We start from the raw sequence: 23,628 nt of genomic DNA, 5'->3' as shown, positions 1-23,628 counted from the left end.
ACTTTTTTCACAGACTCTTTTATTGTTTATTTTATTGCAACATTTCTGATGCGTAAGGTAATTCTAAAGATGGATCAGCATCCAAAGTAAGATCAGCGAATTTTCCTTCTTGGTACAAGTTATAGGCCGCAGCACCAATCATTGCAGCATTATCTCCGCACAACTTTAACTCTGGCAAAATTACTTTCGGTTGTAAGTTTCGAGACAGGTTAGCTATTTCATGGTTCATTCTTTCACGTAAACCGTAGTTAGCTGCGACTCCTCCACCCATAATAAAAGTTTTTGGAGCATACTGTTTAATTGCTCTAATAGTTTTAGTAGCCAAGACATCTATCACTGCAGCTTGGAAACTAGCAGCTAAATCATATTTATTCAGGTCTTGATGAATTTGTTCAGCATGATGATAGGTATTAATAAAAGCACTCTTTAAACCAGAAAAAGAAAAATCATAATCATTTTCTTTAATCATTGCCCGCGGAAAATCAAAGGTATCCTTTCCCTTCTGAGCCCATTCATCAATAGTTTTACCAGCGGGGTAATTAACACCGAGTACTCTTCCAATCTTGTCGTAAGCTTCTCCAGCTGCGTCATCCCTAGTATCGCCAACTATTTCAAAGTGGGTTGAATCTTTTAACAATACAATCTCTGTATGACCTCCAGAAACTTGCAAAGCAAGAGCCGGATAAGAGATTTCTTCCTTTAACTGAGCTGCCATAATGTGACCCATGATATGATCAACGCCAATTAAAGGAATACCTGTAGCCATTGAAGCAGCTTTTGCCGCACTAACACCAATTAAAAGGGCACCTACCAAACCAGGTCCATAGGTTACCGCAATTGCATCAATATCTTTCCAAGCTACGTGTGCTTCTTTAAGTGCTTCATTGGTTATTTGAGTAATAACTTCAATATGATGACGACTAGCAACCTCAGGAACAACACCCCCAAAACGTTGATGGCTCTTAATTTGAGTTGCTACAATCAAACTTTCTATTTCTCTGCCATTTTTTACAACAGATGTTGAAGTTTCATCACACGAGCTTTCAAAAGCCAAAATACGGATGTCTTTTTTATTTACCAATTTAATTTCCTTTCTTTTAGTCACTTGCCAATTTAAGCACCATGTTAAAAGCATCTTGATGCGAACTCTGGTAATAATTAGGCCACACAAAACTCACCGTAAAACCTAACTTATAATATAAATTTTGAGCAGTAAAATTATTATCTTTTACTTCCAAACTAAGTTCTTTACAGTTTTTATTTTTAGCAATTTCAATTACTTTTTTAATTAAATAAGTACCAATTCCCAGTTTTTGCCAAGATGAATCAACCATCAGATTAGTAATATGTGCACTACTAACGTCAAAATGCACACCAATTAAGCCAATGACACACTGAGTTTGCAATACAACTAAATACAGTGAATCATTTCTACTTATTTCAGTATGAAAAGCCATTGAATTCCACGGTTGTTTACCCTGATAAAGACTTTGCTCCAATAACAATATTGCAGAAATATCTTTAACTTGGGCTTGCCTGATACTCAGACTAGATTGATTCACAATGATTTTTTCTGGCACAAACTTAATAAACTTTTTTTCTTTTGCTAAAAGCCAAAAAGACCCAAAATGCTTAAACTTCTTCCACATAATTGCTATCTGGTTTATAGGCTTCCCCTGTCTTTTTATGCCAGTCAATTTCAGCTTGCGTGCGACGCAAATAATTCGGCAATAATTGATCAGGGTCATCAGGTTTAGCATTCAGAGCCAGCTTACCTATTAAACCAGCATGAACAACATTCTGTTTTTCCGTGCCAAAACTGAAGGGAATATTTGTCTTTCTTATAGCCTCTTCCTGCTTTTCAAAGCCAGTCCCAACATAAATCACTTTTTCCAAATTATTAGCTGTACAATATTCTGATATCGCACTTAAAAGAGTATCAATGTGATAGTGACCATCGGGAATCACGCAGTCAGGTACATTACCTTTTTCATTATTTATATAGGCTCCTGCAAAATAATTATTATTGCGAGCATCTATACCTGCTACTATTAACGTTGCTTGTTCATTGCAACTGGAAGCTAAAGCCTGCAAAGTAGACACACCAACTACATCCTTATTTAATATGCTGGCAAACATCTTAGCAGTAGTCACACCTATTCGCAAACCTGTATATGAACCTGGTCCTATCGCAACGGCAAAGCGATCAATTTCAGCTAATTCCAGATTATGTTCTTTTAAAATTTGGTCAATTAAAGGATCCAAATGTGCACTGTGATTTTGTTTATCAAATTCGTTTTTTTCTGCAATAGTCTTACTATTATCATTTAAAGCTACGCTTAAATTATTTGTCGCAGTGGACATACTCAAAATTTTCATTCTAAAATTTTTATTCTCTTTTCGAAAATTACCTTTTTATTTTAACGCGTGAAATGGCGTTTAAAACAAAGTAACTAATAATCATCTCTAGCCACGGAGTAATCGCTTCTTTAGGTATTCGTTGAATAAGGACAACGCGAAAGTCCATGCCGTAAAGGAGGTGAACCCAAAGCGTATTTAAACCTATATTAACAACAACAGTTACTAATAGAGTTGCAAGAATTATCCGCCATACTTTAACTGGCTTTTGATAAAAAACCAAGCCATAAATAAAGGGACCTATCATAGCACTCAATGTAAAGCCAAGGAAAAAGCCCCCTTGATTGCCAAATAGAGCTGATGAAACCAAATCACTAATTCCACCACCAATGCTTCCCCATACTGGTCCAAACAAATAACCTAGCATTACACTGCCTATAAATCCAAGGCTAACATGCACAATAGTTGTTCCAACTGTAAAACGACTAAGAATAATTTTCATTGCAACAATAATTCCTAAAAGGACAAGGTCTCGCAATTCGACCTTAAGCATCTCTTTAATAGTCATTTTCAGCACATTCTTTCTTTAGTTAATTTTTGTGAGAACACAAAAAATAATTATATTATATTTTGCGCCAAGTTAGTTCACAAACAGCTTTATCATTTTTGTCATCATCCGCAATTGTATGATATGATTTAATAGCATTTTCATCACTGATTACACTAACGCGCGAATATGGTGCTTCCCCATACCGCACTTCAAGGTTAAATTTAATATCAATAGTCTTGACAATATGATTTTTCAAAAAATCACGATCCAATGTATCAATAAACCAGTTAAAATAATGTCCATTTGTCATGTGATGATTTGTATCTAAATCATCATAACGAACCCGATATTGCCTCTCATTTTGATATTCATTCTGAACTCGCAACCTAGGGAAACGGGGTAATTTTTTTAAAAGTGGGATTCCCAGTTCAGACATCATTTCCTTGTCTGTCGACACCAATTTACGAGTCTGTAAATCAAATAAAACCCATTCGCTTTTAACAGTTATCAGCTCGTTGCCATTTTGATCTGTAAAAACGTAACTTCTATATTCTAAAAAACGGTTATAGCCAAATGGTTCGGTTGTGAGCGTAATTTCTTCATTTGGTCTGGGCAGACGTGCCACTTCAATATGATATTGTGTTACAACCCAGCCTAATCCTCTTTTAGTTAACGCACTTGTACTGCCATTGCCTGAGTCCAATTGATGCTCTGAAACGCTCATCATTAAATCAATCATTGCAGGTAATTTCAAATTTTTATTTTCATCACACTCATAATAATTTACTATATGTTTTTCACTATACTTCATACTTTCACCTACTTTTGATGGTAACGTTCATAAAGCTCATTTTTTGAAACATTATTTTCTTGAGCTACTGTCTTAATCGCCGATTTTTTACTTTCTCCTTTGTCAACTAACCGGTTCACCGATTTAATTAATTCGGCCCACGACAATTGCGTTTCTTGAGCAACATTAGGAGAAATTAAAACAACGAATTCACCTCTAGGAGCATTTTGTTTAAAATAATCTGTAACATCACTGATTGTACCACGAATAAATTCTTCATGAATTTTAGTAAGCTCCCTGGCAACAACAATTTTTCGTTCAGAATCCAGTATTTCAGACATATTATTGAGAGTTTTTACCATTCTGTGTGGTGCTTCATAAAAAATAGAGGTAGCTCGTGCTTTATTCATTTGTTCAAAAAAAGATTGTTGTTCACTTTTTTTGCGTGGTAAAAAGCCATAATATGTAAAAGGTTGTGCATCAAAGCCAGAAGCAATTAATGCAGTAGCAAATGCGGAAGCACCGGGCAGAGGCACTACGGGAATATTATTTTTGATACATTCTTGCACTAAAATGTATCCCGGATCTGAAATGACTGGCATCCCTGCATCGCTAATTTCAGCAATAACTGCCCCGTTCTTCATTAACTTAATTAATTCCGGTGCCCTTTCTTTTGAATTATATTTGTGAAAGGAAAGCATATGATTATGAACCCCAATTTTTTCAAGCAGAATTCCACTTGTTCTAGTATCTTCAGCAGCAATATAATCAGCTTCCTGTAAAATTCTTTTTGCTCTAAGGGTAATGTCTTCAAGGTTACCAATAGGAGTTGGCACTAAAAAAAGTTTGCCGTTGTCTTGGCCATAACTACTTTGCCTTTGCATTTAATCAATCCTTTAATGTTTTTTCTTTTTCTCTCCAAAATTATCAAGAATATCCAAACAAAACATGCAGTCAGTATTAGGATCACGGTGAGAGCCATAGTACATATTGCAAATATGGTAACCTGAACTATAAATTTGCCGTAAAGATTCAAGACCACTCTGAGTTTTAACGGTGCTATTGTGGGCATTATTCATTTTGTCCATTTTTTCACGCAGCAATTGATTCTCTACTTTTAATTCCGTATTTTCTTTCAACGTTTCCAAAATACTATTTTCTAAACTTTCGATTGTTTTGGTCATGCTAACCATTGAATCGTGAAGTTGTTCCAACTTTGAATAAGAATCCACCATGAACACCTACCGCTTCCATTGTAAAGCAAGAAAGTCGAGTAAATTGCGAAAACTAACATTGCTGTATTGCATTTTGTCAATTTCAAGCAAATACTTTAACATCCTTGCCCCGTTTTTTTGATTATTGCTTTTTAATTCTGCTTGAGCCCATTTTTTAAGTAAAAAGAGAACATAATTTTGCTCACTTTTGCTTTTAGCCATTTCTGCTAACTGATGTGCACTCACAAGTGAAAGTGAGTTATGTTCAAGCATTTCTTGGTAAAAATATTTGCTTCCTTTATCTAATTTAGCTGTATCTTCCAGTGAGTCAACTTCACTCGGACTAAAACCATTTGCCAGTAATTCTTCACTCTTGTCATGTTTTTTTTGATTGAGCGTGAAATTAATAATTTGAGTACGTGAGCAAATAGTTGGCAAAATTTGATCGGTATTATTTGTGATTAAAATAGTAACAACAGGAGCAATAGGTTCTTCTAATAAATTAAGTAAAGCATTAGCAGCAGGCAAAGTTAACTTCTGCGCTTCATTAATAAAAAAGAAACGTACACTGCTTTGAACCGGACTTTTAGCTAGTTCTTCCTTCAAAACACGGACTTGATCAATTCCCAAATTTTGCTTGCTTTCAGGCTCTATCAATAGTACATCAGGGTGATTGCCTGAAATAATTTGCCTGCAATTCTGACACGTACCATCCGGTTTTTCAGTACCGCTACAATTAAAGAGACAAGCTAACCAATATGCTGTATTTAATGCCTGGACTTCATTGGCATCAACAAATAAGTAGCTATGAGCCAATTTTTTTTGCTCAAAAGCATGACCCAAAAGTTCAGACTGCTTCTTGCCTCTTTTTGTAATATCAATTGACATCAGAACTGCTTGAATTCTTCAACAGGCAAAACAAAACAAGTGGCTCCGCCAACTGTAATTTTCACTGGTTGGCTACTAATATCAAAACCTGTCATAACCAAATTAGGGTTCATATATTCTTCACGAGATTTAGACTCTTCCTTGATGATGCGCAAAACCTGCTTGACATGTTTATCATCTATTCCGATAAGAAAAGTAGTGTTGCCTTCACTTAGAAATCCTCCAGTCGTAGCAAGCTTAGTCGCACGAATGCTTTCCTTAACAAAGGTACGTTGGAGCCTATTAGCATCTTCTTTTTGAACAATTGCAACTATTAACTTCATTTTAATCAGTCCTTTAACAAATCTGCTGGTAATTGGTTTGCAATTATTTTAACACAATCCTCTACTACTAAATTAAAGGGTTTATTTGCATCAACTACCTTTATTCTTTCAGGATGAGCCTTAATTACTTCTTGATAACCCTGATAAACTTTTTGATGAAAATTTAATTTTTCCTGTTCCAAGCGATCTTCTTTACCAGCACGTTCCTTGGCAATTCTGGTTAATCCAACTTGTGGCTTAACATCCAGAAAAATAGTTAGATCAGGCTCAATTTTACTTGTAGCAAAATCATTAATCTGTTTTACTGCAGCAATACCTAATTCTCGTCCTGCACCTTGATAAGCCAATGAACTATCAACAAAACGATCTGAAAAAACTATTTTTCCTGCTTTAAGTGCTGGTATGACAGTTTCAAACATATGCTGACTACGAGAAGCTGCATAAAGTAAAGCTTCAGTTTTCGCAGACATTTCTTCATTAACCGGGTCCAAAATTAATTGACGAATTTTCTCAGCAATTTTTGAGCCTCCTGGTTCCCGGGTTACTAGATATTGTGTTTTAAGTCTAGGCCCAATTTCTGCCACAACTTGCTTTAAAACTGTACTTTTTCCAGACCCATCCGGACCTTCAAAACTGATAAAATAACTCTTCATAAAACTCTCCATGTTTCTATTTTACAAGAGTTCTCTTTATATGAACACCCCAACGTACTTTTAATTTTTAATCAAAATAAAAAGCCCTTTTGAAAAAGGACTTTAGTCAGAAATTGCATTGGTAAAACCACTAAATCTTGTATGACGATGTCGCGCTTCATCATATAAAAATGAATACTTGGCTCTTAAAATTTTACCTGTTACTACATTATCTTCAGACATATCAAGCGTTGTCGGATCAAGATTTTTTTGAACAGCAATCTGTTCCTGTAAGTTTTCAATAGTAGTTATGAGCCACTCATCACCCATATTTTTAATTTTGTTACGTGCCATTAGATTGAAGTTCTCCCCTGTACTGCTCGTTTCAAAGTTATTGAATTAGCGTATTCAATATCACTCCCAACGGCCAAACCTGCAGCAAGCCTTGTTACCTTAATACCAGACGGCTTGATTAGCTTACTGATATACATTGCTGTTGATTCTCCTTCAGGAGTTGAATTTAAGGCCAAAATAACTTCTTTTACTCGATCTTGCTTTTGCAGACGAACAATTAATGACTTAATATTAATTTCTTCTGGGCCAATACCATCCATTGGGGACAAAACTCCATGCAAAACATGATATAATCCGCTATATTCACCCATATCTTCAAAAGCCATCACATCTTTTGGCTGCTCAACTACCATAATGGTCGATTGATCACGTTCAGGATTACTGCATATAGTACACGGATCTTTTTCTGTTATGTTGCCACAAATAGAGCAACGATGAAGTTTTTCCTTCACCTCGGCTAACGCAGTACTAAAACTATGAACGTCTTCATCAGGCATATCTAACGTATAAAATGCAAGTCTTGTGGCTGTTTTTTCACCAATACCAGGTAATTTCATGTAAGAATCAATTAAATGCGCAATTGGCGCTGGATACTGCAATTAAATCATGCCCTTCGTATATTTGCCTAAACTTTGCTGAGTAGCTTGATCGATTTCTTCTAATCCTTTATTAACTGCATCAATAATCAAATCTTGTAACATATCAGGATCATCAGGATCAATCGCATCTTTATCAATAGTAATATTTTTTAATTTGCGATCTCCGCTAAAAGTAGCCACAACCAAGTCATCTGCAGACTTGCCTACAAATTCCTGTGCAGTAATATTTTGTTGTTCTTGAGCCATCTGCTCCTGCAACTTCTTGGCCTGCTTCATCATTTGTTGCATATTCATGCCACCCATAGCACCAAAATTAGGTCTTTTACTCATAATACCTTCTCCTTTAAATTTTAGTCTTTAACATTTACTGTGTCACCAAATAGCTCTTTTGCTTTTTCTACAACCTGTTTACTTGTTTCGTCTTGCTCAGAATCTGAATTTGAATGTTTTTGCTTATTAAGAAGTTCTTTACCATGCTTTTGTAAAAACTCCGCCCGCACTGTGGACCAGTCCTCATCAGGCACCAGCACTATTTCATAGTTATGTTTAGTAAATTTAGCAATTTCATCTGGCAACACATCTAATAAATTACCATCTTCACTGGCTTTTTCAAACCAAAGAGTATATTTGCATTTCATTACTACCTGATCTGAACTGGCTGCAACAGGTTCCAATACGTCTAGCAAAGCACGTTGTGACACGCCTAAATCTGATTGCAGATCCGGCCAAACATTTTTGATAGCCACTAGATTATCCTTAGTAGCATTCTCTAAGACATGGTAAACTTGTTTACGATTTTGTTCATTAGCCTTTTTCCTGCTTCCGATTGTTTTTTTAGTTTTGGAAGCAGTTTTTGCTTTGGAACTTTTACTTTTATTAGTATCAATTCGATCAGAAACGGCACTATCAAGATGAAAAATCTTATTGCTATTTTGAGTTTGCTTTTTGCTTAAATTAGAAACTTTTTTAGTCAAGTCTGTAACTTGCTTTTTTAATGCTGCTATTTCAGCTGTCAAATCAGTATTTGCATTCTTTTGACTTTCTGAATCAGCAAAAACATTTTCAGAATCTATTTTGCTTTTTTGATTGCTAGCACACTCAACTAAAAATACCTCTAGTGGAATCTGCTGCTGATTAGTATAGCGCAAATCATTTAACGCAGTATTTGCGGCTGCAATTACTTGGAAATAACGTTCAGAATTAACGTCCTGAATCTTTTGCATAAAGTCATCGTTCAAAAAAATTTTCTGATCACTATCGTTAGTTTTAACAGCCATTAATGCTTTAGTCGCTATTTCAATGAGTTCATCTAATATGTTTTTTGAACTTGCACCATTTTCAAGTTCTGTCTGTGCCAAAGCCAATGCTTCATTTGTATCGTTATTTAAAATTGCTAATAAAATTTGTTCGATCTTTTCTTCATCAGCAAAACCTGTTATTTCAAGAGCCGCATCATATTCAACTTTGTTTTTATCAAAACTTAAAAGTTGGTCTAAGATGCTTAACGCATCCCTCATACCACCGTCAGCTACTTGAGCAATTACGGCTAAGGCTTTTTCATCATAACTGATTTTTTCTTTTTCAAGAATATACTTCATTCTTTTTTCAAGGTCAGTTTGAGAAATACGCTTAAAATTATAACGCTGTGTCCTTGATATGATAGTCGCTGGCACTTTTTGCAATTCCGTAGTGGCCAGGATAAAAACGACATGTTCCGGTGGCTCTTCAAGAGTTTTAAGCAAAGCATTAAACGCCCCCATTGACAGCATATGAACTTCATCAATAATGTAAACTTTGTATTTGCCTTGAGTTGGAGCGTATTTAACTTTATCTCTAATATCACGTATTTCATCAACGCCATTGTTGGAAGCCGCATCAATCTCCATAATGTCTGCCATTGCGCCCTTGTCGGCTGCAAGACAATTGGCACACTTGTTACATGGCTCACCATCCTGCAGATTGCTACAATTCAATGCTTTAGCCAAAATTTTTGCACATGAAGTTTTTCCAGTACCACGTGGCCCAGCAAACAAAAAGGCATGGGAAATTGTACCTCGCTTAATTGCATTTTTCAAAGTATCCGTAATATCATCTTGACCAATCACACTATCGAAAGTGCGGGGTCTCCATTTGCGGTATAACGCTTGATAAGCCATTGATCAGTCTTCCCTAGTAAAAAACTCTTAACTCTTTCGAAAGAGTTAAGAGTTTGTAATTGTCTAATAAAAGGCACATGCCCGAGCAACCTTAGTGCTGCTACCTTCCGGTCCTGACACGCTTTGGAGGTCAAACATTGCCCATAAGATATATTAACGTATTTCAAGGTATTTTTCCACTAATTTGCGAAATTTTTGCCGGAGTCTTTTTTCGCTTTTTGTTTTTGTCTAATATCTTTAAAAAAGTTTTTTAGCATCTGGCTTGACTCTTCACGGTATAGTCCCCGAATAACGTTAGGATGATGATTAAACTTTTCGAAATCAAAAAGGTTAACCACACTACCAGCTGCACCAGCTTTAGGGTCAAGTGCTCCAAAATACAAACTCTTAAGACGAGAGTTTATAATCGCACCTGCACACATTGGACAGGGTTCTAAAGTGACAAACAAACTGCAGTCAATTAAACGCCAAGTACCGAGTTTATTGCAAGCTTCCCTGATAGCAATCATTTCAGCATGTTGCGTAGAGTCTTGATCCAGTTCACGGCGGTTAAATCCTGTACCTATAACTTGCCCTGCACAATCAACAATTACAGCTCCAATTGGAACTTCTCCCAAATTTTGGGCTTTTTTTGCTTGCTGAAAAGCTAATTGCATAAAGTCTTTTTTCTCTGCACTTGAAAATGGCATTAATTATTCACCGCCTGCAAAACGTAGTAACCTTTATCTCTTTTTAAAATGGTACAGTTGCCAAAAGTTTTTGTTAATAATTTACGGGCACTCGGTTCACCCTGTTTTTTCTGAATTACTACTAGTAAAACCCCATCAGTTACCAAATGATTTTTCGCACCATACAAAATATTTGAAACAACTTCTTTACCTGCTCGAATCGGTGGATTAGTCAGAATTAAGCCATATTTCTTTGCTGATGAAATATGGCTATAAACATCAGAAGAAAAAATAGCAACATTATCTATATGGTTAAGTTCAGCATTCTTTTTCGCTAGGTTCAATCCACGTTCATTTACGTCTATCATTTCTACTGTTTGCTTTGGCCAAAATTTAGCTGCAAAAAGACCGATTGGTCCATATCCGGTGCCAACATCTAAAATATTGTTTTGAGGAAAATCTACATCAAGCATTTTCTTAATTAAAACACCTGAACCATAATCCACGCGTAATTTCGAAAAAACTCCGGCATCAGTGGTAAATTTGAGATCAATGCCGTTGACTTGATAATCAATTATATGCTCATCATGCTGAGAAGTGGGATTCTCAGTAAAATACATTTGGTTTTCTTTTTCAGTCATAATTCACTCATTTCTAAAACCTTATCCAGATAATTTTAGCGGACATGTAAATTTTTGCAAATATAAAAAAACTAATTATGTTTAAAAGATATTTTCGAACATAATTAGTTTCTTGGATTTTAGTAAATACCGTAAAGCATGCGAAACTTCACATAGTTTTTATATTTTTTAAATTTATCTATTTTAAAGAATATATAATGATAGCCGTAACTGGGATCATTTATCTCAACATTACCAAAACGAACTGTATCCATAAAATCAGCTACGGTATCTTTCATAGTATCAGAGGTATCAATCTTCCAATTCTGATAAAAGTGTTTTTGCTTTTTAGATGCAAGAAAATCTGTTTCGTTACCCTTTTTTAATTTAAAACCACCTTTTGGATCAATAAAGTCTTTATAAAAAGCTTTAAGCAAAATATTAGGAGTTAATTTAATTCTTTTGACCTTGATATTCTGCTTTTTCTTAAAAGCTATGCCATGAATTATTGCATTATCCCTAGTTTTATAGTGCATAATGAAGTTACCTTTTGAAAAGTCTGCACTAACCGCGTGAGCCTTTAATTGTTTAAATCTCGGATAATATGAAGATTTAACTGGTTTCATATTTTTAGTGTATTTTGTGTATCCACTATGATCGGTGACAACATAACCATTCATATGAATCCAAGGATTCTTAGCATAGGCTTTTTTAGAGGCCTTTTTTTGCAGTTTATAGCAGTAATCATACTTTTTAGGATGTTTTTTTGGAATTAGATGCTTAAGGCTGTAATAATTGTATTCATTATAGGATGCCTTTATTTCAGAGCTTTTTGCAGTAAACGGCAAGGCTAGACTGACTAACCCTATAGTTATGTAAGCCAAAATTTTGGCAGGTTTATGATGTTTCATTTTTACCTCAAAGGACGTTTAATATTATTTAATCAAATTACTTACTAAAGCTGACATGTTTTATTGTTAACAGACAACTTTTAACAAGTCTTTTTCGTCACTTAATATGTAACTCCAACCGATGAGTAAATTTGATCACTGTTGTTATCTACTACTGCACCAAGTCCAATTGTCTTATCCTTAGGATTAAGCAAAATGTCACGGTGACCCCAATTGGATGCAGCATCATCATAAATATACTCATAAACCATGTTATCGGCCACTAAAGCACTAGTGCCACCATGTTGGGCCTCAACAAGCTGGTTACTTGAATGATCCATTGTCCAACCCCAAGGAAACATCGCTAGACATTCAGAGGTACTGTTACGACTGATTCCGGCTTTATCAAAGAAGTCATTTAAGATAAATCTTCCATTCGCATCCACATGAGCAAAATTATCTGGTAATAATTTAGTTCTTTCCTGTACAACTTCATCAAGATGAGAATCTTCCGCCACTGGGCTTAACCCACGTTTTGTTCTCTCATTATTCAACTCTTTTAAGAATTCCTGTCTAAACTCACTGATTGAAAAATCAGCAATTGTAGAATTATTTTGAGTAGGCTGAGTTGTACCTGTATTAGCAGAGTTTGCAGGTGTATCTGTATCTACTGGATTGGTAGAATTACCTGGATTGGTTTGGGTGCTTTGATTTACAGGCTGTTTTTGTGGCTTTTTAATCTTTGACTTAATATTTGCAACATCTTTTACTAGAACAAATCTATTTTTAGTTACAAGATAAAATTTTTTTCCTTTTATTTTCTTGGCTTTTTTAACAACCTTTAGCTTCTTGCCCTTTTTTAAAATCTTTTTCTTTAACTTCTTGCCTTTTTTATTATAGTAATATGTTCTTTTTTTGACTTTTACCCTTTTAACAGCTGGTGCTTTCAAAACCACACTGCTGGAAACTTTCTTAGCTTCTGTAGTTATTGAACTAAAAGACATGCCACTTGCTATACTTGTAAATGTTAATAGTACTGCTACAGTTTTACGATAATTAAATTTTTTCATTGCTTTCTCCTTTATTTAATAATAACTCTTAGTCCAGTTGGTGCTTTTTGATAAAACCATTTTGCATCGCTTGTACTTAAATGGATACATCCATGAGAGGTTGGCTTTTTTCCCAATTTGTTTGCACCTTTTTAATTAATTTGTGGTGAATATTACGCGGATTTTCATGAAAAAGATATAAGCCGCCTTGCAGCCAGCCTACCGCATATCTTGCTCCCATTTTTTCACTTGCAGAATAAAACCACGGGGCCCGATATGTATTAACACGAAAATGTCCCTTTGGTGTTGAGTTATTTGCACCTGTTGAAACATAGAACTCGTATCTGGTTTTTCGACCACGTATTAAATAAGCGCGTTGTTTTTTTAATGAGACTACTATCTTATCTTTTTTAACATTCATCCCATGAGGATATGGCTTAATTTCAGAAGACTTAGTATAACTAATCGGTTTACGCATATATTCTCGTGGAATTTCAGTAACAGATTTTGCCAATATTTTTTTCTGACCAAAATTTAATATTTGTCCGCAAAAAATAATTAAAAAACTAACCATTATAAATTTATTCTTTTTTATTTTCACTATTTATTACTCACCTTCTTTAATTTATTTTCTAACTACGATGCATATACGTAAATTTTACCAACTTATTGGCATCTGAAAACTCATTTTTGTCATGCAGTACAACTACAATTCTTCCAGTGCCTTTTTTACAGCTGCCAACAAAACAATAGCCGGATCGTGGCGTCCAGCCTGTTTTCATACCATCGGTTTTGAAGGATTTAACGTTATATTTACGACCAGGCAGTGTATCATTATAATTATGCAATTTCTGGCCTGCCACATACATCTCAGGTGTGACAAAAAATTTCATCAAACTGGGATAATCATGAGCAACATGATAACCAATTATTGCTAAATCTTTTGCCGATAATAAGTTTCCTGAACTCCAAGCACCTTTAACATAATATCCATAAGGTGCTAAATCACTGTTTTCAAGCCCTGAAGCTGATACGAAATTTGCGGAAAGATGCCATAGCTTTGCCTGTTTATTCATCATTTTGATGAATTTCTTATTTGAACCTGCAACCCATTGACCCAATCGAATTGCAGAGTTATTGTCGGAATCAATTATTGCTGAAGACATGATCTCTTTGACAGTATACTTTTTTCCTTTTTTTACATGAAAGCAGTTAAGATTGGGATTTTTGGCCATTTTTACCAATGTGCTAGAAAACTTGAGCTTTTTTTGCCAATCATGCGGATTACGGGCAAGCTTGCGCCTGGCTAAATAAATCGTCATTAGTTTCCCAGTAGATGCTGTTAAATAGCGCTTCTTCGCATTTTTTGCTAGCAGTACTTCTCCGGTCTTACGATCCAAAACTAAGTAAGCTTTTGCTTTGGTTTTAGGCTTTTTTCCATGAATATACTTAGTATATTGACCAACTGATTTGTCTTGATTGTGACTATAAACTGTAGTCTTATGTTTTTTCTTTTTAGTTTTTTGATCCACTTTATTGTTTGCACTATTGCTGTCAATTTGAATAGTTTCATCAGCCTGAACTACTGAAGCGCTCACAAAAAAAGTTGCTATTATAGAAAAAAGTCCAAAAATACACTTATTTTTGACTTGCACCTATACCTCCCTATACATTTTCAAATTTAAAATTACAGGTGATATTTTAAAATTAATTAACTATAAATTTTATTATATTATAAAATGGTAAATGTAGTTAAATTTTTTTAAAATTGATTGGAGCTAAAATGTTAAGCAAATCAAAACTATTTTTAATGTTTATCAGTCTATCATTTTTGGGAATATTCAGTTTTAGTGTAAAAGTTTCTGCAGATACTATCAGTACACAAACGATCACTAATCAGCCAAACAATGAACAAAAAGAGCAAAACCAATCTAAATCAGACATTAGTGATAATTCCAGTTTTGATAATAATCAGACTGTAAATTCTAATAAGAGTAAAGATAATTCTCAGTCCCACAAGTCAATCAACACTGATAAAAAACAAAAAAAAGCACCGAAGATTATCTATTTAAGGAAAAAAGGCAGTGGTAAAATTTATCAAACCCATTATCGCTTTAGTAAAACATTAACCAGTAAAAAAAGATCAGTCAAAAATTGGTATAAAAAACAAATTAGCTATAGCAAAATAGCGAAAACTAACAAAGGAACTTTTGTTAAGACCAAGTATGGGTGGCTGAATAAAAAAGCTTTCAATCAGTTTTTATTAACTAAAAATAAAATAAATTATAAAATGAAAATTATCAGAAATGCCAAATTGTATAACTTACCAGCTCACACTAACGAAGCTAGAAAAATAGGAACCAGTAAAAAATTACATTTGAAGAATAAGTGGGTTTATGTCAACATGATTGCCCATACTAATTTGCATGCAGTTTATTATCGTTTTAAACATCAAGGGAAAAATTATTGGATTTTAGGAAAAAATATCAAATATAATTTAAAATCTTTAGAGGGCAATAAAAAATCTCTTGAGCGTATTATCAAAATCGGTGAAAAAATGATTGATCATTCAAAATATGACGAAAAGTCACGACATTTTGACTGTTCTAGTTTTATGAATTATCTTTTTACTAAAGCAGGCCATCATCTAGGATCAACCACATTTAGTCAATGTTATAATGGCAAACCCATTAATTATAAAAACAAAAAACGTGGCGATCTCATTTTCTTCGATGATAAAGACGATGGTCATTTAGCCCATGTTGGAATGTACCTCGGAAAAGGATTATTTTTACATGATAGTCCATACACTGACAACGGTGGGGTTGGAGTTTCCAGCTTACAAGATAAATTCTGGAACTCACGCAATTCAAAGTATTTATCAGTTCACTATCCTGATGGCATTGTCAGAAGAATTATGTAAAAATAACTAACCGCCTTTAGCTTAAGTCTAATTTTAATAAAATCTCTCGAAAAATAAAAAGACGTATTTGCAAATTGCAAATACGTCTTTTCTTATAACTTGTCCGATCGGACTACAATTATTTCAATGTAACTGTAGCGCCAACATCTTCAAGCTTAGATTTAATGTCGTTAGCTTCGTCTTCAGAAACGCCTTCCTTAACGTTCTTAGGAGCGCCATCAACAAGATCTTTTGAGTCCTTAAGGCCGAGACCAGTAATGTCACGGACAGCCTTAATAACCTTAACTTTTTCTTGGCCAGCTTCTGTCAATTCAACGTCATATGTTGACTTAGCAGCAGCTTCGCCACCAGCGGCACCTGCAGCAGCAACTGGAGCAGCAGCAGAAACACCAAATTCATCTTCAATAGCCTTTACCAGGTCATTTAATTCAAGAATTGAAGCACCTTTTAAGTCTTCAATAATCTTATCAGTATCTAAAGCCATACTTATTTATCCTCCGAAATTTTTAGATATAAATTATTTTATTTATTCTGCAGATTCATCTTTTGAATCAGCAACAGCTTTAACAGCATATGCGAAATTGCGTACTGGAGCTTGTAATACAGAAACAAGCATTGACAATAATCCTTCGCGACCAGGAATGGCAGCAAGTTCCTTGATTTCTTCTTTAGAAGTCAATTTACCTTCCAGCATACCACCCTTAATATCGATAACATCATAATCATCTTCGTATTTTGAAACGATACGAGCTGGTTCGGTAATGTCATCAGCATTATCAGTATAAATTACAGCAGTAGGACCTACAAAAGTCTCATCAAGACCTTCTATACCGGCCTTAGCAGCAGCACGTCTTAAGTAAGTGTTCTTAACAACCTTCATGTTAACATCGTTTTCACGAAGTTCCTTACGCATGTTAGTAACTTCTTCAACAGTTAAACCCAAGTAGTTAATTATTAAGATTGCTTTAGCAGCTTTAAGTTCTTCAGCAAACGCATCAACAAACTTTTCTTTTTCAGCAATAGCAGCTTTACTCAATCGATTTCACCTCCATCAAATTTAATAATAAATTCCATCAGGCCCAATTAAAAACTCCATGCCAAGAAAGACATGGAGTTTTAAACTCATCAATATCTTCTGGCCTCGGCGGGAAATTAAGGCGTCATGCCACCCGAGTCTTAGGTAGAATTTACTTTATTAAATATAACAGGAATATAACTTAATTGCAAGCCAATCAGTTCTTTTTCGGCTGAGGTTTTATTAATTCGAATAATTCACCTGAAGTTTTGTAAATTACCCAACTGGCCAGATTCACAATATGATCACTTATTCTCTCTAGTAATCTGATGATAACAAAGTAGCTGGCAGAAGCTACAGCGGCATCAGGCTCCTGCTCAACCCCGTCTATAATCATTTGTCTGGCATTCTTATAATCTTTAAAAACCTTAGCATGTCCAAGTACCATTTGTCTGGCATTTTTCTCATCTTCTTGCACGTAAGCTGTTAATACTTGTACCAGCATCTCACGCACCTGATGAGTCATATTAGAAATTATTTTTTCGACCTCTGGAAGACGTGGATTACCTTTAACTCTGACAGTTTCAACGGCAATGCTATTCGCATTTTCTCCAATTCTTTCCAAATCTGTTGTAGCTTTTAAAATACTAATAACAACACGGAAATCAGTTGCAACTGGCTGTTGTAAAGCCATTAATTCTAAAGCCTTTTTTTCGATCTTGACAGCTTCTTTAGCTACTTCCTTGTCTTCCGCAATCATTTCTTGCGCCGTCTTTTTATCATGTTCAACGAATGAACGCGTACCCTTGTCAATCAAATCATTGACCAAGACTCCCATTTCCATAAACTGAGCGTTCAACTTTTTCAGTTCATCTAAAAATATTTCGTGCATAATCCACCTCCAAAATTAGCCAAAACGGCCGTTAAGATAATTGTTTGTCATTTCTTTTTTAGGTGACAAGAACATTTCTTGTGTCGAACCTGATTCAATCAATTCACCATTCATTAAAAAAGCTACCTGATCTGAAACCCGACTCGCCTGTTGCAAGTTGTGTGTCACCATAATAAAAGTATATTTCTGTTTCAAAGCCATTAATGTTTCTTCAATTTCTGAACTTGATATTGGATCTAAAGCAGAAGTTGGCTCATCAAGTAAAACAACTTCCGGTCTGATTGCCAGAGCCCGGGCTATACAAATACGTTGCTGTTGTCCTCCTGAAAAAGCAAGAGCATTACGTTGCAAACTGTCTTTAGTTTCAGTCCAAATGGCAGCTTGTTTCAAACTTTCTTCAACTCGCTGTTCGATCAATTCTTTATCTTTAACACCAGCTATGCGTAAACCATAAGCTACATTATCAAAAACTGAAAACGGAAACGGCGTAGGCTGTTGAAAAACCATTCCCACCTTCTTACGTAAAGCAACTAAATCAATATGAGAATGATAAATATCTTTTCCTTCTAAAAGTATCTCACCTGTAATATTAATATCGTCAATATCATCATTCATACGATTTAAGCAGCGCAAAAAGGTGGATTTGCCACACCCAGATGGTCCAATCAAGGCAGTCAATTTTTGAGCAGGAAAAGCTAAACTTATACCGTGTAAAGCTTCAAAACTGCCATACTTAAGTTTAACATTTTTAGCCTCCATCACATTTGTCATCAATAACGCCACCTTTATCCAAAACTACCCTGAATGTACTTCTCAGTAATTTCACCTTGAGGGTTGGTGAAAATATTTGTAGTAGTATCATATTCTAACGCATGTCCCAAGTGAAAGAATGCTGTATATTCACTAATTCTTGAAGCCTGCTGCATATTATGCGTTACCATAACCATAGTATATTTCTTTCTCAACTGCTTTAAAGTATCTTCAAGTTTTGCAGTAGACACTGGATCTAAAGCACTGGCAGGCTCGTCAAGAAGTAAAATCTCAGGTTTCAGAGCAATTGCACGCGCAATGCATAATCTTTGCTGCTGACCCCCCGAGAGAGCCAATGCACTTTGATCGAGTTTATCCTTTACCTCATCCCATAAAGCAGCGGCTCTGAGACTTTCTTCTACAATTTGGTCCAGTTTCTTTTTATTCTGCTGGCCATTTGCTTTTAAGGCATAAGTGATATTTTCTCTAATTGACTTCGGAAAAGGATTAGGCTTTTGAAAAACCATTCCAATTGCCTTCCGCAATTCATAAACATTAATTTTGCTCTGATTAACATTAAGGCCATGAAACATGATTTTGCCGTCAACTCGTGCCACACGATCATTCATACGATTAAGTGAGCGCAAAAATGTTGATTTGCCTGAACCAGATGCTCCTATTAATGCAGTAATTGTATTTTTCTTAAAGCCTAGGCTAACATTAAACAACTTTTGAACTGTACCACCATAGAAAACACTCAAATCATTAGTTGAAATTGCACAGTCATCTTCAGGAAAGGTCTTAATGTAGGTTTTTTGTTTTTGCCAATTTTCCATAAGAACCCCCCTTTACTTTATTCTTGCGGCAGTAAGCCGTTTATAGATCCAGTTTCCCAACGCTCTAGCACCGAAGTTAAAGATAATGACAACAATGACTAGCAAAGCAGAAGTGGCAGCTGAAACCACATTCACATCTGGAATTATCCCCTCAGTATTTACTTTCCAAATATGTACAGCTAGCGTTTCTGCTGGACGCATTACATTCAAAAAACTAGTAGGACTGAACATATTCCAGTTAGAATAATCAACCGTTGAACCACTTTGACCTGCGGTATAAATCAAAGCTGCAGCTTCACCAAAAACACGCCCAGCGCTCAAAATAACACCAGTAATTATTCCTGGCAGGGCTGCTGGCAATACAATGCCGTGGATGGTCTTCCAATTAGATAAGCCCAGAGCCCAGCCAGCTTCTCTTTGAGTTTGAGGAACACCTTTAATGGCTTCTTCAATATTACTAGTAAGAGTTGGCAAGTTGAAAAAAGTTAGTGCTAAAGCGCCTGCGAGAATTGAAAAGCCAAATCCGAACTGAACCACAAATAAAAGATAGCCAAACAGACCAACAACTATTGAAGGTAAAGAGCTCAAAATTTCAATCGTGGTTCTGATTAACTGAGTGAACCAGTTATCAGGAGCATATTCGGCTAAATAAATGGCAGCACCGAGTGCAATTGGCATAGAAATTAGTAAGGTAAGTAATAAAAGATAGATAGAATTAAATAATTGGTCTCTAATTCCACCGCCTGCTTCAAAAGAGGATGATTCTGAACTCAAGAAATGCCACGATAAATGCGGTAATCCCGAAACTAAGATATTACCAAGAATACCAACCAAAAGAAGTACAACGATTCCGACTAAGAAATAAATTACGCCAGTAGCAATTCTATTTGTTTTTTTTGCGTTCATAATACTACTAACTCTTCTTTCCAATTAAATGTACCAAGAAATTAAATACCAGTGACATAATTAATAACAAAAGTGCCAAAGACCATAATGAATTGTTCGGCAAAGTACCCATAACAGTATTACCCATTTGACTTGTCAACTGACTGGTTAATGTTGCTGCTGGGCTAACGAGGTTATATGGCATTAATACTGCATTTCCGATTGCCATTTGTACAGCTAAAGCTTCACCAAAAGCGCGAGCCATACCGAAAATAACGGCTGTCATAATACGTGAGCGAGCTGCTCTCAGCACAACGTGATATATAGTCTGCCATTTCGTCGCACCAAGTGCTGCTGAAGACTTTCGCAAATCTTTGGGAATAGCTTTAAACGCATCAACAGTAAGAGAAGTAATTGTGGGCAGAACCATTACAAAAAGTATCAATGTGGCAGTTAAGATGCCAAAACCTGTTCCACCAAAAATAGTTCTAACAGCTGGAACAACTACCATTAAGCCAATAAAGCCATAAACTACAGAAGGAATACCTACTAAAAGCTCCATTACGGATTGCAGTAACTGCACTCTCTTACCCGATTCATATTCTGTCATGAATAAAGCAACTGCAATCGAAAACGGTGTTGCAATCAAAGCAGCCAAAAGTGTTACAGCAAATGAAGTTACAATCATTGCTGCAGCACCCACATGGTTTTTACCAGCATTAGGATTCCAGTCAGTAGAAAACAGAAAATGGAAAATGTTCACTTTATTATCAATAAAAGTTGCTAAACCATGCATGCCAACAAAACCAATGATTGCAACTATTAATATTCCTATTAATATAATTGCCAAAAATGTTAATCCTCTGCCCCACCATTCTTGTCGTGTTTCTTTTGATGGTTTAGTTAAGCGATCAACATCAATATTTTTGGGATCAATACCTTTAAACTTAACATGCGGTACTTTTTGTTCGGCAAGAGCATTCTCAACAACTTGTTGTAAATCTTGTTCTTTTTTTGCCATTTTATTTACCTATCTTCGTAATTTTATTTTGACTATCACGCGAAACTTTCATTTCATGTACACTTATATAGCCAATTTTAGGAACTAAATCTTTTTGAACTTTTTTACTCAATACGTATTTAATAAAAGCTGCAGTAGGCTTATTCGGTTTGCCTTTTGTATACATATGCTCATAAGACCAAAGTGGCCACTTGTTCGTAGGTATGTTTCTATTATCTGGTTGAACGTTATTTATACTTATTTTTTGAATATTTTGGTCATTAGCATAAGGAAAAGAAATATAAGAAATAGTACCCGGTGTAGAATTGACAATTTTTTTGACAGTTCCATTTGAATCCTGTTCTTGAGAATTAATTGCTTCTTTTCCATTTAGAACCAAGTCCTCAAATGTCGATCGCGTACCACTCCCACGAGAACGGTTGATCACAATAATTGACTGATTTTTGCCACCCACTTGACGCCAATTTTTAATTTTACCAGTAAAAATATCAGAAAGTTGTTTAGTAGATAAATTTTTAACTCCGACACCCTTGTTTGCAATTGGCACAATACCAACTACTGCCACAGGATAATCTTCTAATTTTTTTGCATCAATACCCTTTTGGGTCTCAGCATAAACATCTGAAGTGCCTACTTCAACGGCTCCGGCTTGAACTTGACTTAAACCAGTACCGGATCCTCCACCCTGAACTACAATGTTGCTGCTCATGTGGGCTAAGTGATAGTCATTACCAGCTTGTTCTATTAAAGGTTGTAAGGCACTGGAGCCAACAATAGTAATTTTTTCTCGGTTTTGACTGCAACCTGCCAAAAATAGGGACATAAATAATATTAATGTCAGCAGTCTGCCTAAATTACTTTTTTTCATATAAAATTCCCTCAATTAAACAAATAAAATTTAGCTCTAGTTTATCAAAACTTTTACCTTTGACCAATCATAAATACTCGTAAATAGATAAAAAAAGCAACCTGCTTAATCGGCAAAGTTGCTTTAATTAATTGTTCAATTTTAGTCCAGATTTAATGGATCAAGTTTAATCCCAGGTCCAAAGGTCGCAGCTACAGCAACACTCTTAATGTATTGACCTTTAGCAGCAGATGGACGCGCACGTAAAATAACGTCACGCAATGCATCAAAGTTTTCAATTAATTGCTCATCAGTAAATGAAACTTTACCAATAGCAGCATGAATAGCAGCTTGACGGTCAACACGGTATTCAACTTGACCAGCTTTTACGTTCTTAACGGCTTTTTCAATATCCATTGTAACGGTACCAGTCTTAGGGTTTGGCATTAAGCCTTTAGGTCCAAGTACACGACCTAAACGACCAACTTTTGCCATCATTGTTGGTGTAGCAACAACGACATCAAAGTCTAAGTAACCGTTCTGTACTTTTTCAACTAAGTCGTCAGAACCAACTTCATCAGCACCAGCAGCCTTAGCTTGTTCAGCTTGAGGACCCTCAGCAAATACAATAACTTTTTGTGTCTTACCAGTACCATTAGGCAAAACCAGTGAGCCACGAATTTGTTGGTCTGCTTGTTTAGGATCAACGCTCAAATTGTATGAAACTTCAACTGAAGCATCAAAGCCTGCGTATGAAGTTTCTTTAACTAACTTCATTGCTTCAGCAACTGAATATAATTTCTTTGAATCTACTTTTTTAGCAGCTTCTAAATATTTTTTACCATGCTTTGGCATGTGATTTCCTCCTTAATATGTGGTCAAGCGAGCTAAAGCTCTCCCACCTAAATTGTTATAAATAACAGGATTAGTCTTCGACTTCGATACCCATGCTTCTAGCAGTACCTTCGATCATCCGCATAGCAGCTTCGACATCAGCAGCGTTAAGGTCCTTCATCTTAGTTTCAGCAATTTCCTTAACTTGATCCTTGGTAACCTTACCAACTTTCTTGGTGTTTGGTTCACCGGATGCCTTGTCAATTTTAGCAGCCTGCTTCAAAAGTACTGGAGCTGGTGGAGTCTTAGTTACGAATTCGAATGAACGATCTTCGTATACTGTGATGACTACAGGAATAATCATGCCCTTTTGGTCAGCAGTTCTAGCATTGAAGTCCTTAGTAAAGCCAACAATGTTAATACCAGCTTGACCTAAAGCTGGACCAACTGGAGGAGCAGGTGTTGCAGCACCAGCTGGTATTTGTAATTTAACAACATTTATAACTTTCTTTGCCACGGTCAAAACCTCCTTGA

32 protein-coding genes, 1 other RNA gene and 1 other annotated feature are annotated in these 23,628 nt (G+C 35.6%); of the genes, 1 reads left to right on the top strand and 32 read right to left on the bottom strand.

Features of this window, described 5'->3' with window-relative positions:
- Positions 1–31: 31 nt before the first annotated feature.
- The 22 genes from tsaD to H3T43_RS05375 all read right to left on the bottom strand — a co-directional run bounded on the left by tsaD (position 32) and on the right by H3T43_RS05375 (position 14,746).
- On the bottom strand, positions 32–1,081 hold the full coding sequence (tsaD, locus tag H3T43_RS05480; protein ID WP_305067082.1) for a tRNA (adenosine(37)-N6)-threonylcarbamoyltransferase complex transferase subunit TsaD: 1,050 nt from the start codon (positions 1,079–1,081) through the stop codon (positions 32–34).
- A gap of 16 nt (positions 1,082–1,097) precedes the next feature.
- Complete coding sequence (gene rimI, locus H3T43_RS05475; protein ID WP_198213161.1) at positions 1,098–1,649, bottom strand: ribosomal protein S18-alanine N-acetyltransferase; 552 nt, start codon at positions 1,647–1,649, stop codon at positions 1,098–1,100.
- Positions 1,633–2,379 (bottom strand): tRNA (adenosine(37)-N6)-threonylcarbamoyltransferase complex dimerization subunit type 1 TsaB, encoded by a 747-nt coding sequence (tsaB, locus tag H3T43_RS05470; protein ID WP_198213160.1) that lies wholly within the window; start codon positions 2,377–2,379, stop codon positions 1,633–1,635. The genes rimI and tsaB overlap by 17 nt, the downstream gene beginning before the upstream one ends.
- 28 nt (positions 2,380–2,407) lie before the next feature.
- A complete protein-coding gene (locus tag H3T43_RS05465) occupies positions 2,408–2,926 on the bottom strand; it encodes a folate family ECF transporter S component (RefSeq protein WP_198213158.1) in 519 nt (172 codons plus the stop codon).
- Between the two features lie 55 nt (positions 2,927–2,981).
- Entirely contained in the window at positions 2,982–3,719 is a 738-nt protein-coding gene (locus H3T43_RS05460; protein ID WP_198213156.1) for an acyl-[acyl-carrier-protein] thioesterase, read from the bottom strand.
- Between the two features lie 8 nt (positions 3,720–3,727).
- The gene (gene rsmI / locus H3T43_RS05455) at positions 3,728–4,582 is read right to left on the bottom strand and encodes a 16S rRNA (cytidine(1402)-2'-O)-methyltransferase (RefSeq protein ID WP_198213154.1); all 855 of its coding nucleotides are present in this window, start codon (positions 4,580–4,582) and stop codon (positions 3,728–3,730) included.
- 12 nt (positions 4,583–4,594) lie between these two features.
- Positions 4,595–4,930, bottom strand: a complete 336-nt coding sequence (gene yabA, locus H3T43_RS05450) for a DNA replication initiation control protein YabA (RefSeq protein ID WP_034980509.1) — start codon at positions 4,928–4,930, stop codon at positions 4,595–4,597.
- 9 nt (positions 4,931–4,939) lie between these two features.
- Positions 4,940–5,800 carry a DNA polymerase III subunit delta gene (locus H3T43_RS05445; protein ID WP_198213152.1) on the bottom strand — a complete coding sequence of 287 codons (861 nt, stop codon included), beginning with the start codon at positions 5,798–5,800 and terminating at the stop codon, positions 4,940–4,942.
- Complete coding sequence (locus H3T43_RS05440) at positions 5,800–6,123, bottom strand: cyclic-di-AMP receptor (protein WP_034980303.1); 324 nt, start codon at positions 6,121–6,123, stop codon at positions 5,800–5,802. The genes H3T43_RS05445 and H3T43_RS05440 overlap by 1 nt, the downstream gene beginning before the upstream one ends.
- A 5-nt stretch (positions 6,124–6,128) precedes the next feature.
- Entirely contained in the window at positions 6,129–6,776 is a 648-nt protein-coding gene (gene tmk / locus H3T43_RS05435; protein WP_198213150.1) for a dTMP kinase, read from the bottom strand.
- A 102-nt stretch (positions 6,777–6,878) separates the two neighbouring features.
- Positions 6,879–7,109 (bottom strand): YaaL family protein, encoded by a 231-nt coding sequence (locus H3T43_RS05430; RefSeq protein WP_187153816.1) that lies wholly within the window; start codon positions 7,107–7,109, stop codon positions 6,879–6,881.
- Positions 7,109–7,708: a recombination mediator RecR gene (recR, locus tag H3T43_RS05425; RefSeq protein WP_034980309.1), complete on the bottom strand. Its 600-nt coding sequence runs from the start codon at positions 7,706–7,708 to the stop codon at positions 7,109–7,111. Before recR ends, H3T43_RS05430 begins: the two co-directional genes overlap by 1 nt.
- A complete protein-coding gene (locus H3T43_RS05420) occupies positions 7,709–8,038 on the bottom strand; it encodes a YbaB/EbfC family nucleoid-associated protein (protein ID WP_198213148.1) in 330 nt (109 codons plus the stop codon).
- A 20-nt stretch (positions 8,039–8,058) separates the two neighbouring features.
- Positions 8,059–9,864 (bottom strand): DNA polymerase III subunit gamma/tau, encoded by a 1,806-nt coding sequence (gene dnaX / locus H3T43_RS05415; RefSeq protein WP_198213146.1) that lies wholly within the window; start codon positions 9,862–9,864, stop codon positions 8,059–8,061.
- Positions 9,865–9,921: 57 nt separating this feature from the next.
- Positions 9,922–10,015, bottom strand: an RNA gene (gene ffs / locus H3T43_RS05410) — signal recognition particle sRNA small type.
- A 28-nt stretch (positions 10,016–10,043) separates the two neighbouring features.
- Entirely contained in the window at positions 10,044–10,553 is a 510-nt protein-coding gene (gene tadA, locus H3T43_RS05405) for a tRNA adenosine(34) deaminase TadA (protein ID WP_232350273.1), read from the bottom strand.
- Positions 10,553–11,173: a class I SAM-dependent methyltransferase gene (locus tag H3T43_RS05400; protein WP_198213144.1), complete on the bottom strand. Its 621-nt coding sequence runs from the start codon at positions 11,171–11,173 to the stop codon at positions 10,553–10,555. The genes tadA and H3T43_RS05400 overlap by 1 nt, the downstream gene beginning before the upstream one ends.
- Before the next feature lie 119 nt (positions 11,174–11,292).
- On the bottom strand, positions 11,293–12,063 hold the full coding sequence (locus H3T43_RS05395) for a hypothetical protein (protein ID WP_198213141.1): 771 nt from the start codon (positions 12,061–12,063) through the stop codon (positions 11,293–11,295).
- 101 nt (positions 12,064–12,164) lie between these two features.
- Positions 12,165–13,112 (bottom strand): SLAP domain-containing protein, encoded by a 948-nt coding sequence (locus tag H3T43_RS05390; RefSeq protein WP_198213139.1) that lies wholly within the window; start codon positions 13,110–13,112, stop codon positions 12,165–12,167.
- Positions 13,113–13,123: 11 nt separating this feature from the next.
- Entirely contained in the window at positions 13,124–13,228 is a 105-nt protein-coding gene (locus tag H3T43_RS09610) for a L,D-transpeptidase family protein (protein ID WP_198213137.1), read from the bottom strand.
- Complete coding sequence (locus H3T43_RS09605) at positions 13,189–13,692, bottom strand: L,D-transpeptidase (RefSeq protein ID WP_198213135.1); 504 nt, start codon at positions 13,690–13,692, stop codon at positions 13,189–13,191. The genes H3T43_RS09610 and H3T43_RS09605 overlap by 40 nt, the downstream gene beginning before the upstream one ends.
- A gap of 31 nt (positions 13,693–13,723) precedes the next feature.
- On the bottom strand, positions 13,724–14,746 hold the full coding sequence (locus H3T43_RS05375; protein WP_198213133.1) for a serine hydrolase: 1,023 nt from the start codon (positions 14,744–14,746) through the stop codon (positions 13,724–13,726).
- A 128-nt stretch (positions 14,747–14,874) separates the two neighbouring features.
- Here H3T43_RS05375 and H3T43_RS05370 point away from each other — a divergent pair, with 128 nt between their 5' ends.
- Positions 14,875–16,014, top strand: a complete 1,140-nt coding sequence (locus H3T43_RS05370; RefSeq protein ID WP_198213131.1) for a C40 family peptidase — start codon at positions 14,875–14,877, stop codon at positions 16,012–16,014.
- A 118-nt stretch (positions 16,015–16,132) separates the two neighbouring features.
- Here the strand turns inward: H3T43_RS05370 and rplL are convergent, their stop codons facing one another.
- The 10 genes from rplL to rplK all read right to left on the bottom strand — a co-directional run bounded on the left by rplL (position 16,133) and on the right by rplK (position 23,611).
- Positions 16,133–16,498, bottom strand: a complete 366-nt coding sequence (gene rplL / locus H3T43_RS05365) for a 50S ribosomal protein L7/L12 (RefSeq protein WP_034980322.1) — start codon at positions 16,496–16,498, stop codon at positions 16,133–16,135.
- Positions 16,499–16,540: 42 nt separating this feature from the next.
- Complete coding sequence (gene rplJ, locus H3T43_RS05360; protein WP_045928399.1) at positions 16,541–17,050, bottom strand: 50S ribosomal protein L10; 510 nt, start codon at positions 17,048–17,050, stop codon at positions 16,541–16,543.
- Between the two features lie 39 nt (positions 17,051–17,089).
- Positions 17,090–17,213, bottom strand: a sequence feature (ribosomal protein L10 leader region).
- Positions 17,214–17,246: 33 nt separating this feature from the next.
- Positions 17,247–17,921 (bottom strand): phosphate signaling complex protein PhoU, encoded by a 675-nt coding sequence (phoU, locus tag H3T43_RS05355; RefSeq protein ID WP_198213129.1) that lies wholly within the window; start codon positions 17,919–17,921, stop codon positions 17,247–17,249.
- Between the two features lie 15 nt (positions 17,922–17,936).
- Positions 17,937–18,692: a phosphate ABC transporter ATP-binding protein PstB gene (gene pstB / locus H3T43_RS05350; RefSeq protein WP_198213127.1), complete on the bottom strand. Its 756-nt coding sequence runs from the start codon at positions 18,690–18,692 to the stop codon at positions 17,937–17,939.
- Between the two features lie 14 nt (positions 18,693–18,706).
- On the bottom strand, positions 18,707–19,507 hold the full coding sequence (pstB, locus tag H3T43_RS05345; protein ID WP_198213125.1) for a phosphate ABC transporter ATP-binding protein PstB: 801 nt from the start codon (positions 19,505–19,507) through the stop codon (positions 18,707–18,709).
- Between the two features lie 12 nt (positions 19,508–19,519).
- On the bottom strand, positions 19,520–20,413 hold the full coding sequence (pstA, locus tag H3T43_RS05340) for a phosphate ABC transporter permease PstA (RefSeq protein ID WP_045928403.1): 894 nt from the start codon (positions 20,411–20,413) through the stop codon (positions 19,520–19,522).
- A 7-nt stretch (positions 20,414–20,420) separates the two neighbouring features.
- Positions 20,421–21,413 (bottom strand): phosphate ABC transporter permease subunit PstC, encoded by a 993-nt coding sequence (pstC, locus tag H3T43_RS05335; protein WP_034980330.1) that lies wholly within the window; start codon positions 21,411–21,413, stop codon positions 20,421–20,423.
- A 1-nt stretch (position 21,414) separates the two neighbouring features.
- Positions 21,415–22,281 carry a phosphate ABC transporter substrate-binding protein PstS family protein gene (locus H3T43_RS05330; RefSeq protein ID WP_198213123.1) on the bottom strand — a complete coding sequence of 289 codons (867 nt, stop codon included), beginning with the start codon at positions 22,279–22,281 and terminating at the stop codon, positions 21,415–21,417.
- A gap of 141 nt (positions 22,282–22,422) precedes the next feature.
- The gene (gene rplA, locus H3T43_RS05325; protein WP_045928405.1) at positions 22,423–23,115 is read right to left on the bottom strand and encodes a 50S ribosomal protein L1; all 693 of its coding nucleotides are present in this window, start codon (positions 23,113–23,115) and stop codon (positions 22,423–22,425) included.
- Positions 23,116–23,185: 70 nt separating this feature from the next.
- Positions 23,186–23,611, bottom strand: a complete 426-nt coding sequence (rplK, locus tag H3T43_RS05320; RefSeq protein WP_034980336.1) for a 50S ribosomal protein L11 — start codon at positions 23,609–23,611, stop codon at positions 23,186–23,188.
- Positions 23,612–23,628 lie beyond the last annotated feature (17 nt).

The sequence above is a fragment of the Lactobacillus sp. M0396 genome, assembly GCF_016101625.1.
Lineage (GTDB): Bacteria > Bacillota > Bacilli > Lactobacillales > Lactobacillaceae > Lactobacillus > Lactobacillus huangpiensis.
Note: the sequence above shows the minus strand (reverse complement) of the source record. Positions and strands in the feature narration are given on the sequence as shown.